Source organism: Pseudoalteromonas sp. SG43-7, from assembly GCF_014164295.1.
Classification (GTDB): Bacteria; Pseudomonadota; Gammaproteobacteria; order Enterobacterales; family Alteromonadaceae; genus Pseudoalteromonas; species Pseudoalteromonas rhizosphaerae.
This window is the reverse complement of sequence record NZ_JACJEY010000170.1, coordinates 1-657: the sequence shown is the minus strand read 5'-3', so window position 1 is coordinate 657 and position 657 is coordinate 1. Positions and strand designations below refer to the sequence as shown.

General features: G+C 42.6%; 1 pseudogene. It reads left to right on the top strand.

Annotated features, from left to right (window positions below):
* Positions 1-118: 118 nt before the first annotated feature.
* Positions 119-657 (top strand): annotated as a pseudogene (locus H5200_RS23335) (reverse transcriptase domain-containing protein); the annotation flags it as partial.

Sequence of the window (657 nt, the reverse complement as noted above, 5' to 3'; positions counted from 1 at the left end):
GGTCAGGAAAGTCACGAGATTGGTCAATGATAAACGAAGTAAATTTGAATCCTGAGAAAAAAGAAGAAATGCGGGCGGCATAAAATTTAACTTGAGGCGACAACTAACTTGAAAAACTCCGTTATCCCCTTTGCTTTCCAACATCTTACTCGATGAATTAGATAAGAAGCTAACCTACAAACACCTTAAGTTTGCACGTTACGCTGATGACATAATCATTTTAGTAAAAACGAAAAGCGAAGGATTAATAATCCAGCGGGAAATTACTGCGTTCATCACTAAGCGATTAAAGCTCAAAGTGAACGAATCGAAAAGTCGAGTGGGTCCAGTATCAGGCTCAAAATTTCTCGGGTTCACATTCCGTTACGGTCAAGTGCAGATCCACGAACAGGCGCTAAAGAAATTCAAAGCAAATGTCAGGGAACTCACTAACCGCGGCTGGGGACACTACTACCTAATAGCCAACGCCTATCAGCTAACAGTGGATTTAGATCATTGGATCCGCCGTAGGATAAGAATGTGCTACTGGCGACAATGGCGTAAACCTCGCACCAAAGTACGCAGTTTAATGAAATTGGGGGTCAGTGAGAGACTAGCCATAGCATGTGGTATCACCAGCAAGGGGCCTTGTCGAAGCTCAAAAACAAAAGGAATTAA